This is a genomic window from Paracoccus sp. FO-3, assembly GCF_006386455.1.
Classification (GTDB): domain Bacteria; phylum Pseudomonadota; class Alphaproteobacteria; order Rhodobacterales; family Rhodobacteraceae; genus Paracoccus; species Paracoccus versutus.
The window spans coordinates 1-9,808 of sequence record NZ_VCBQ01000137.1 but is presented as its reverse complement, the minus strand read 5'-3'; the positions used below and the strand labels follow the sequence as shown (position 1 = coordinate 9,808).

Genomic DNA, 9,808 nt, shown 5'->3' with positions numbered 1-9,808 from the left:
TGCTCGCAATAGGCGCGCAGGCCCCCTTCCCCGCCGCCTAGGTTCAGCAGCATATGCGGCCCCATGATCGCCCATCGCAGGCCGGGGCCGGCCCAGATCGCCGCGTTCACGTCCTTGACCGAGGCGACGCCGGCATCGACCAGGTGGATCGCCTCGCGCCACAACGCGGCCTGCAGGCGGTTGGCGACATGGCCCATGACTTCGCGCTTCAGGGTGATCGTCACCTTGCCGCAGCTTTCGTAAAGCGCCCGCGCCCGCGGCAGCACGTCGGGATCGGTGCGATCGGTGGCGTAAAGCTCGACCAGCGGCACCAGATGCGGCGGGTTGAAGGGATGGCCGATGATCAGCCGGCCGGGGTTTTTCCAGCCCGCCTGCAGGTCCGACAGCTCCAGCCCCGAGGAGCTGGTGGCGACGATGGCATGCGGCCGCAGATGCGGCTCCATCGCGGCATAAAGCGCGCGTTTCGCGTCCAGGCGCTCGGGGATGTTTTCAAAGACGAAATCCGCCTCGGCCAGCGCGGCCTCGAGCGAGGGCGCGACGTGGAAATCCGGTTGCGTGGTTTCCGCCGCCAGCCCCAGTTCGACCAGCGCCGGCTTGACCGAATCCCAGAACTCGGCGACCGCCCGCCCTGCCTCGGGGCGGGTGTCGTGGATCACCACCCGCCGCCCCGAGGCAGCCATCAGCGCCGCCCAGCTGCAGCCGATCAGCCCGGTGCCAATGATGGCGATCACTCGCAAATCGGAGGGATCGGTGGTTTCGTCTCGCGCCATCATGTCCTCATATATGATATCTGATCAGATTTAGGTCGGCGTCATGCGGGTCCGCCCTGCTGCATCCACCCTAGGAGGCGCGAATCGATTCTGTCAATAAATATGATATCTGATCAGATATTGCGGACTGATTGCCTCGGCCTGGGCATTTCTTTACGCTTGCGCCAAAACCATCCAAGGATCCCGCATGGCCCCGCGCTCCGCCTCCCTGCCCGCCTTTCAGCAACGGCAGGTGATTTCCGAACCCGATCACGTCTATGGCGAGTTGAAGCAGTCCTTCATGATCGGCGAGTTCGAGCCGGGCCAGCGCCTGACCCTGCCCGAGCTTGCCGCGGCCTTCGGCACCAGCCAGATGCCCGTGCGCGAGGCCACCAGCCGTCTGGTGGTGGCGCGCGCCATCGAGGCGATGCCGCGCCGCTCGATGCGGGTGCCGCAGGCCACGGTGGAGCGGCTGGACGCGCTGCTGCCCCTGCGCTTGCATCTCGAGGGCGAAGCGGCCCGCCTTGCCGCCCTGCGGCCCGACCCGCAACTGGCCCGCCGGCTCGCGCGCATCGACGAGGAGATGCGCGCCATGGTGCCCCGGCAGGACACCAAGACCTATCTGCGGCTGAACCAGCAGTTCCATTTCGAGGTCTACCGGCAATGCGGCAACGACGACCTGGTCGACCTGATCGAGCTGCTCTGGATGCGCTATGGGCCGTTGATGAGCATCGTGCGCAGCGGGGTGCTGTCCAAGACCGGCCAGGTGCGCCACGCCGAGGTGATCGAGGCGATCCGGCAGGGCGATCCCGAGGCGGCCCGCGCCGCGATCTGCGGCGACATCGCCGAGGCCGCCGAGGCGATTCGCGCCCGGATCGCCACCGACAAGGCCACGCCTGCGCACCTGAAAACCGAATAGCGCCTGCTGGTGCCGCCAAAGGATGGGGGATCGATCCTGTCGCAAAAGCCCCGGCCGGTTTCTGTCCCCGATGATCCGCGATCCAGGATTCGGGCAGCACGCCAGGACCGCCAGGCCGGCCGGGATACTCGGCCGCATAGTGCGTTCGATGTCCAGAACCACGAACCGGACGAATCCTTGCGCCGGAACGGTCCCGTCCATCCCTGCTCGACGCAGCCGAAAACCGCATCGACTTCAATGCCCTGCGCGGCGGTCTCCAAGGCTTCGCGCTTCATCGCAGCGCAGATGCGATGGTAGAGGAAGCCGAGGCCTTCCCCCCCGTCCTCGAAAGGCCGCAGGCGCGGAAGATCCCGGCACGGATTTCCCCGGTTCGGGCTTTTCTCTGAGAAACATCTTTGCACGATCAGGTTGTCGGTCCGAGGCGGCAAACACGCCCTTGGGGTCGTGCGGGAGTTTCATGGCATATCGCGCAACCGTCCAGGTCGGGGTCCACAGCGTCACGACGATGGGCAGTTGCCGGTCCACGGCCGTCATGCCCGCGGTGCTGCCCTCGGCCAGTTGCAGGTCGAGGCGATATTGCTCGACGGCCTGCACTGTCTTGCGCATCCACCCCGCGCCGGGCTCGATGCCGATGATCTTTGCCCGGTTCGTGGGTGGTGTCGTTCTGCTCCTCGATCGGTGATCTCGACAGCGTTGGGAACGGCCAGACCCTGGCAAAGGCCATGCGAAGCGATCGAGAGCTTCGCAGGCTGGTTTCCCGATAGCCGGCTTGGCCCGTGCCTGACCAAGGATCAGGCCGACATAAGCAATGCCCAATCAGGGACGCGGTCGGCTCTACCGGATAGCCCTTGTTCCCAAGAACCTTCCCGGCCACCGTTGCGGTCGGCACCTCTCAGGCCATGGTGCCCGGCTCGAACCTTGTCCCGCGCTTGCGGCCAGGGTGCTCATCCGCACCGCCCAAGAGCTTTCACCAGTCGTTTCATGGCATCCCGCGATGGTCTGACCGAGCTTCGTCGCTTGTGACGGAACGCGGATCGCTGGCGGCCGTAAAACTCATATTGACATACTTCAATAATAGACATTCTGTCTATTAAAGATGCAGAATGGACGGCGTCAGTGGATTTCGTCGAGACGGTCGTGGACCGGATCGGCGAGATCATGCAGCCGATCCGCTCGGGCGCCATCAGCCGCGACCCTATGCGGGGCGATCTTTACGATCTGGTGGCGGCGGGCGGCTCCAGCCGCCGGTCCGATGACCAGGTCACGCTGTTCAAGAACGGCGGCGGCGCGCATCTGGACCTGATGATCGCCAGCTATGTCGTCGAGGCCCTCAAGTCCTTGAAGATAAAATATCGCAGCCGGCATCTGCCGGATCGCAGAGCGGATGTCCGCCTTGGGCCGCCGGATCGTGTCCGGCGGCCCATAGGATCACGATGCAGAGCGCGTTCATGGCCCACGGCCAAGGCAGCACGCCGCCGCGTTCGTTGTATGTCGACAGCTTGGGCCGTGCCCCTGGCGCCCGTTACGAAAAACTGGCGACGGGGGCGCCGAGCAGCGCGCGGTCGACGGTGATGCCCAGGCCGGGGCCTGTCGGCGCGGCGCCCCGGCCGTTGCGGCTGCGGGGCTGATAGCCGGCGACATGCTCGTTCGTCCAGTCGTTGAAGAACGAGGTGTGCAGCAGATGCTCGGGGCTGGAGCTGGCGGCCACATGCGACACCGCCGCCGAGGTGACGTCGCCACCCCATACATCCTCGATGGCGAAATGCATGCCCAGATCCTGCGCGGCATTGCGCAGGGCGACCGTCTGGGTGATGCCGCCCAGCCGGCCCAGCTTGATGTTCACCGCCGCCGCCGAGACCTCGTATTTCGCGCGATACAGATCGGCGTGGTTCAGGACGGTTTCGTCCATGATCATCGGCAGGCGGCCGGTGCGGCGCAGGAGGGCGCAATCGGCCAGTTCGCGGCAGGGCTGCTCGAAGAACATGCCGGTGTCGTCCAGCGCGCGCATCGCGACCTGCGCTTCCAGCAGCGTATAGCCGGCATTGGCATCGACGAAGAAGAAGATCTCGGGGAAGGCCTCGGCGATGGCGCGGGCGCGCGCGGCATCCCTGGCCGGATCGTCGCCGATCTTGATCTGGTAGCGCAGGGTGCCCTCGGCGCTGCGTTTCTGGACATAGGCGATGCTGTCTTCGACCGAGGACAGCGGCACCGCCTCGAAGATCGGCAGCTCGGTGCTGAGCACGCCGCCGATCAGCGCCGAGATCGGCAGGCCGACCGACTTGCCGAAGATGTCCCAGCAGGCCACGTCGAAAGCGTTCTTGGCATTGGCCTGGCCCATCAGCACGCTCGACATCAGCCGCTGCAGATGACTGGTCCGGCGCGGATCCTGGCCGATCAGCAAGGGCGCCAGCTCGCGCAGCGCTGCGCGGGTGCCGGCGGCAAAAACCGGCAGGTAGTTCCCCGACAGCGTCGCCGCCTCGCCCCAGCCCTCGATGCCGTCGTCGGTGACGACCCGTACCAGGTTCGAGGGCTGCTGCCTGGCCGAGCGGCCCTTGGACATCGCATAGGTGCCATGGGCATAGGTCAGGTCGTATTCGTAAAGCTCGATGGCCGAGATCTTCATGGCGGTCCTCTTTCCTGCCGGGTGGCGCATCCGCCCAAGGCGGTGCGATCTGTTCACGGGGCAGGATTTCCATGGCGGCCGCGCTTGCCGCAAATCAGTTTTCCACTATACAAGGATCAGAAAATCTGAGTCTGGGGATCATGCCGGTTTCGCCGCCTTTCAGCAGGATGCCTTCCCTGAACGCCCTGCGCGCCTTCGAGGCGGCGGCGCGGCTTGGCAGTTTCCGGCAGGCGGCGGACGAGCTGATGGTGACGCCGGGGGCCGTCACCGCCCAGATCAAGGCGCTGGAGGCGGACTATGGCGCCGCCCTGTTCGAGCGCCGGGCGCATGGCGTCCGGCTGACCCCGCTGGGGCAGCGCGTCGCGCCGGGTTTCATCGCGGCCTTCGATGCCCTTGGCCATGCGGTGCGCGAGCTTCGGCGCCATGCCGCGCCGCGCCGGGTCCATGTCGTCACCTCGCCGGCCCTGGCGCAGCTGTGGCTTGCACCGCGCCTGCCCGCCCTACGTGCGGCGCTGGCACAGGTGGACATTTCGGTCACGGCGCTGGAGGATCCGCCGGATCTCAAGCGCACGCCCTTCGACCTGTGCCTGTTCTATGCCCGGCCTGGCCCGGACCGCATCAACCTGTGGGACGAGATGCTGTTGCCGGTCTGCACGCCCGCCCTGGCCGAAGGCCTTGCCGAGCCCGCCGATCTGGGCCGGGTGATCTGCATCTCGGACGTGGTCTGGCAGGACTGGCGGATCTGGGCCAAGGCGGCGATGCCGGACGGCGCGGTCGTTCCCACCGGCCCCGGCTTTTCGCTGTATGCGGTCGCCGTGCAGCAGGCGCTGGCGGGCGCCGGAGTCCTGATGGGCCGGCAATCCCTGGTGCAGGGGCATCTGGACAGCGGCACGCTTGTCGCCCCCTTCGGCCGGCCGGTTCCGTTGGGCCTGTCGGTGACGGCATGGATGCTGCCGGAAAGCCGCAACGACCGGGCGGTGATCGCGGTGGCCGATGCGTTGCGCGATGCCGCGGGTGGCGCGTCAGCCGGCTGTCCATGACCGCCGGCGTATCCCAGGCCCAGGTGTCGCCGACCGTGCAGCCTTAAGGACCGCGGTCCGGCGCAAGGAGGTTGAGGCCGTGAATCCAGCCGGCCCCCGAGATTTCCAACACCACGCGGCGGCGGGCAATCTTGGCCTCCCAGACCAGCCGCCCAGCATGGACGTTGCCGAGAATGTTCTGATGCCGGAGGCTCTGGCTCAGCGGCAACTCGCGCTTGGCGCAGGTGCCGGGTCGCAGAGGGCAGCGAACGAGCCCGGCCGGCAGACCTGTTCCCGCTGCATCTGCCGGAGGGGGTCGAAATCGTCCCCGGCGCCGAGATCGCCGAGGCACGCTGGGTCGATCCGGCATGCAACGACATCCCCCTCGCGCCGCTGACCGGAGAGGAGATCCTGCCGCGCTGGGTCTCGGGCGCCTTCGCCCGGCTGCAAGCCGGCTAGCCCAAGCTCATCGCCCGGCGGGAAGCAGCGGACCGACGATGTCCAGGATGGTCGCAATGGCCGCCTGCGCCGTCCCCGGCATCTCGAATTCGGCGAGTTCGACCCCGGCGATGCGCTCGGGCGGGATGGCGGCAAGAAATACGCGCAGCCGGTCGGGGACAAGCCCGCCGGGAACGGAATAGGCGGCGGCCGCCAAGCGCGACATCCCTGGCCAACTCAAGTCCCAGGCCAATCGGGCGTGGGAGAAACAATGGACATTACCGGCCTGATTCCCAGGCTCATCCTGATCGCCGCAAGCGCAGTCCTGCCGGCGCCCGAGTCAGGCCGCAAGGCGATGCATCCGCGCCGAAGAACGGCCCGCTGGCTCTGCTGGCAGGCGACGAGCCCGCGGCCGAAACAGCCGGCGCGAATGTTGCCGATCGGGGATGTCCGGCGCACAGGCCCGGCCCGAGGGCAAGGCGGCCGCAGCGGATCACGGCCGCCCCGCAATCGGAGCCGACGGCAAGGCGGCGGCGCTTGCGCGACTGGCCTGCCTGGGCTGGTTTGCTCTCAAACGGCCCGGCAATCAGGCAGCAAGCCCCTCGCCGCGCGGACCGGTTTTTCAACGCGGCCGCCCAGCCGCCCGGTCTTCCGCATCGAGCCTGGCTCTGGAACGGGGCTTTCGCTGGACAGGCTTGATCCGACCGGATGGTCGCTGCCCGCGCCCGCAAGGGGGCAAAGCGGGCGGGGGACCGAAGGCCTCGACGATCAGACTCGCCGCAATGGAAGCGGACAGGAAATCGTCCGGCGCTCCGCCTGGCCGGATCGGCACCGGCATCGGCGGGAAAGCGGCTGGCTCGAACGGGGAAGCGTTCGAAACATCCCCCGCCGGGCCGGGCGGCACGGGCGAGGGACGGCGCGGCCCGGTCTTCGCGACCGGACCGGCGCGCCAGGGGCGGGCAGCTATCCCAGCGCTCGCACCAGCCCCAGCGTGATCGCCGGGAACGCGACCAGCAACACGATGCGCAGCAGGTCCGAGATCAGGAACGGCATGACCCCCTTGAAGCTTTCCCACATCGGCACCTCCTTGGCCATCGCGTTGATGACAAAGACGTTCATCCCGACCGGAGGGGTGATCAGCCCCACCTCGACCACCACCACCGCCAGGATGCCGAACCAGATCAGCGTGTCCTCGCGGCCCATGCCGAAATCCAGCCCCGCGATGATCGGATAGAAGATCGGGATGGTCAGCAGCAGCATGGACATGGAATCCATCACGCAGCCCATCGCCAGATAGAGAAGCAGGATGGCGACCAGAACCATCATCGGCGACAGCCCCGCCTCGACGATCATCTGCGAGGCCAGCATGGGCGTCTGCGTGGCGGAAAGGAAGGCGTTGAACATCTCGGCCCCCAGCATGATCAGAAAGATCATGGCCGAGGTCCGGGCCGTGCCTTGCAGGCATTCGACCAGCCCCTTCAGCCGCAGCCCGCCATGCAGCACCGCCAGCACGAAGGCCCCGAAGGCGCCGACCGCCGCGGCCTCGGTGGGGGTGAACCAGCCGCGATACATGCCGACGATCACCAGCGCAAAGATCAGGATGATCGACCAGGTTTCCTTCAGCGAATCCAGCCGCTCGGACCAGCTGGCGCGGGGGCCGGCCGGGCCTGCCTCGGGGCGGCGGCGCACGAAGACGGCGATCGCCAGCATATAGCCGAGCGCGGCGATCACCCCCGGCACCATGGCGGCGACGAACATCTTGGCGATGCTTTGTTCGGTCATCAGCGCGTAAAGCACCAGGATCACCGAGGGCGGGATCAGGATGCCCATCGTGCCGCCGGCCGCCAGAGAGCCGGTGGCCAGCGCGCCCGAATAGTTGTAGCGCCGCATCTCGGGCAGCGCGACCTGGCCCATGGTCGCGGCGGTGGCCAGCGACGAGCCGCAGATCGCGCCGAAGGCCGCGCAGCCCCCGACCGAGGCCATGGCCAGCCCGCCGCGCAGATGACCCATGAAGGCCGCGGCGGCACGGTAAAGCGCCCGGCTCATCCCGGCATGGGTGGCGAATTCGCCCATCAGTACGAAAAGCGGGATCACCGACAGCGAATAGGTGGAGAATTGGTAATAGGTGTTGGTCTTGAGGAAGGCGAGCAGCGGCATCCAGCCGCTGACCAGCCCGTATCCGACGATGCCGGTCGCCAGCATCGCCACGGCGATCGGAATACGGATGGCCATCAGCGCCAGAAGCACCGCGAAACCCGTCAGCCCGGCGGCGATCCCGGTCATGCGCGCGCCTTTCCGATATGGCCGATCAGGGTGAAGAAGGTGGTCACGATCAGCAGCGCCATCGCTGGCATGGCGATGATGAAGCTCCACCAGATCGGGATGCGCAGGATCATGGTCTGTTCCCCATAGCTGTAGAAATCGACCGCCCCGTGCCACAGCCGCCAGGTCAGCAGCACCCCGATCGCCAGATAGACCAGGTCGCCCAGAGCCTCGAGCGCGTGGTTCGTGCGCGGGCCGGCCTTCATGGTGAAGAAATCGACCAGCACATTGCCGCCGATGACCTGGCACCAGGGCAGGAAGCAGAAGACGGTGATGGCCGAGAGAACCTCGACCAGCTCGAAATCGCCGGGGATCGGCCAGCCGAGAACGGAGCGCAGCGTGACGCTGGCCACGGTCATCAGCATCATCGCCAGCAGCGCCGCGCCCCCGATGGCGGCAAACCAGCGGCAGAGGGCGACGAGCCAGCCGGGCACCGGCACCGGATGGGGCTGTTCGGTCAGGGGTTCGGCTTCGGTCATCTCGCCCTCGCCTCCCCCTACTCGGCGCCGGCCGCGGCCAGCATGGCGCGCGCATCGTCCAGCATCGCCTGCCCGTCCAGGCCGCGGCTGTCCATGGCCTTGACCCAGCCGTCCACCACCGGCTGCACCGCCGCGCGCCATTCCTCCATCTGCTCGGCCGGGATCACGTTGATCTGCGCGCCCGCGTCCAGGGCTTTCTGCCTTTCCTCGGCCTCGACCCGGTCCAGGGCGGCGCCGGCCAGCACCGCCAGATTGGCGCCGGAATTGTCGTCGATCACCTTTTTCAGGTCGTCGGGCAGGCTGTCGTATTTGGCCCGGTTCATCACCAGCGCCATGACCGCGGTGGAAACGCCGCCGTTCTCGACCCCGATTTCGCTATGGGCATTGGTGATCTCGTCGACCCGCAGGGAACCCACGACCTCCCACGGGATCTGCGCGCCGTCGATCACGCCGGTGGTCAGGGCCTGCGCGACCTCGGGCACGGGCATGCCCACGGCAGTCGCGCCAAGCGCATTCAGCGCGTCGGTCATCGCGCGCGAGGGGGCACGGATCTTCTTGCCCTTGAGATCGGCCAGCGCGGTGATCGGGCCGCTGCGCATGTGGAACTTGTAGCCCGCCGGCGCATGCAGCAAGAGCGGCTTCACCTGCGCCATCTCGTCGCCCAGGTATTTCGCCTGGAACTCTTGCAGCGCGGCGGTGGTCTGGACGGCGGTGCCGGAGACGAAGGGCAGTTCGAACACCTCTGCCACGGGGAAGCGACCGGGCGTATAGCCCAGGAGCGTCCAGGAAATGTCCACGATGCCGTCGCGCGCCTGGTCGAAGAGTTGCGGCGGCTTGCCTCCCAATTGCATCGAGGGGAACAGTTGCACGTCGATGCGGCCGCCCGACTGTTCCTCGACGGCCTTTTCCCAGGGGATCAGGATCTCGGTTTGCATCGGCGCATCGGCCGACAGGAAGTGATGCACGCGCAGCGTCACATCGGCGGCGCATGCCGCGCCACCCAGCGAAAGCGAGGCGATGGCCGACAGGATCAGGGTTTTCATGGTTTCCTCCCGTTGCATTGTTCAGATCGGTCGTGCGGCGCGCGCTTGCCGGGGCGCGGCGCCGGTCAGGTTCTCGGGCCTCAGGGCCTTGGCCCAGTCGCGGCCGGGGGCCAGTCGCGCCAGCGCATCGGCCAGCGTCGGCGCCTCGCCCCCGGCGACCTGCGCCAGCGCCTGCGCCACGATCCGCAGGGCCTCGGCGCGAGGCATGGCCTCGGC

General features: G+C 67.5%; 11 protein-coding genes. 3 read left to right on the top strand and 8 right to left on the bottom strand.

From position 1 onward, the window contains the following. Positions 1-731 (bottom strand): 3-hydroxyacyl-CoA dehydrogenase family protein (locus FE811_RS23800; RefSeq protein WP_181180945.1); only part of this gene is annotated, 731 nt, incomplete at its 3' end. 226 nt (positions 732-957) lie between these two features. Here FE811_RS23800 and FE811_RS23795 point away from each other — a divergent pair. Next, positions 958-1,668: a GntR family transcriptional regulator gene (locus FE811_RS23795; RefSeq protein WP_140849012.1), complete on the top strand. Its 711-nt coding sequence runs from the start codon at positions 958-960 to the stop codon at positions 1,666-1,668. 234 nt (positions 1,669-1,902) lie between these two features. Here the strand turns inward: FE811_RS23795 and FE811_RS23790 are convergent, their stop codons facing one another. Next, complete coding sequence (locus tag FE811_RS23790; RefSeq protein ID WP_255469837.1) at positions 1,903-2,385, bottom strand: glycine betaine ABC transporter substrate-binding protein; 483 nt, start codon at positions 2,383-2,385, stop codon at positions 1,903-1,905. Between the two features lie 399 nt (positions 2,386-2,784). Here FE811_RS23790 and FE811_RS23785 point away from each other — a divergent pair, with 399 nt between their 5' ends. Continuing rightward, entirely contained in the window at positions 2,785-3,240 is a 456-nt protein-coding gene (locus FE811_RS23785) for a hypothetical protein (protein WP_255469836.1), read from the top strand. On the opposite strand, the gene FE811_RS23780 is transcribed toward FE811_RS23785, so the two are convergent. Further along, positions 3,191-4,291 (bottom strand): mandelate racemase/muconate lactonizing enzyme family protein, encoded by a 1,101-nt coding sequence (locus FE811_RS23780; RefSeq protein ID WP_140849008.1) that lies wholly within the window; start codon positions 4,289-4,291, stop codon positions 3,191-3,193. The genes FE811_RS23785 and FE811_RS23780 overlap by 50 nt on opposite strands. Before the next feature lie 167 nt (positions 4,292-4,458). On the opposite strand from FE811_RS23780, the gene FE811_RS23775 reads away from it, so the two are divergent. Then, positions 4,459-5,331 (top strand): LysR family transcriptional regulator, encoded by an 873-nt coding sequence (locus FE811_RS23775; RefSeq protein WP_219848936.1) that lies wholly within the window; start codon positions 4,459-4,461, stop codon positions 5,329-5,331. Between the two features lie 445 nt (positions 5,332-5,776). Here FE811_RS23775 and FE811_RS23760 read toward each other — a convergent pair whose 3' ends face one another. From FE811_RS23760 to FE811_RS27665, 5 genes are all read right to left on the bottom strand, one after another. Next, on the bottom strand, positions 5,777-5,965 hold the full coding sequence (locus FE811_RS23760) for a hypothetical protein (RefSeq protein WP_140849002.1): 189 nt from the start codon (positions 5,963-5,965) through the stop codon (positions 5,777-5,779). Between the two features lie 746 nt (positions 5,966-6,711). Then, positions 6,712-8,031 (bottom strand): TRAP transporter large permease, encoded by a 1,320-nt coding sequence (locus FE811_RS23755; RefSeq protein WP_036755645.1) that lies wholly within the window; start codon positions 8,029-8,031, stop codon positions 6,712-6,714. Continuing rightward, the gene (locus tag FE811_RS23750; protein ID WP_072463967.1) at positions 8,028-8,549 is read right to left on the bottom strand and encodes a TRAP transporter small permease; all 522 of its coding nucleotides are present in this window, start codon (positions 8,547-8,549) and stop codon (positions 8,028-8,030) included. The genes FE811_RS23755 and FE811_RS23750 overlap by 4 nt, the downstream gene beginning before the upstream one ends. Positions 8,550-8,566: 17 nt before the next feature. Then, positions 8,567-9,592, bottom strand: coding sequence for a TRAP transporter substrate-binding protein (locus FE811_RS23745; RefSeq protein WP_140849000.1), 1,026 nt, complete (start codon positions 9,590-9,592; stop codon positions 8,567-8,569). Positions 9,593-9,613: 21 nt separating this feature from the next. After that, the coding region (locus FE811_RS27665; RefSeq protein WP_181180944.1) for a hypothetical protein at positions 9,614-9,808 on the bottom strand (195 nt) is incomplete at its 5' end.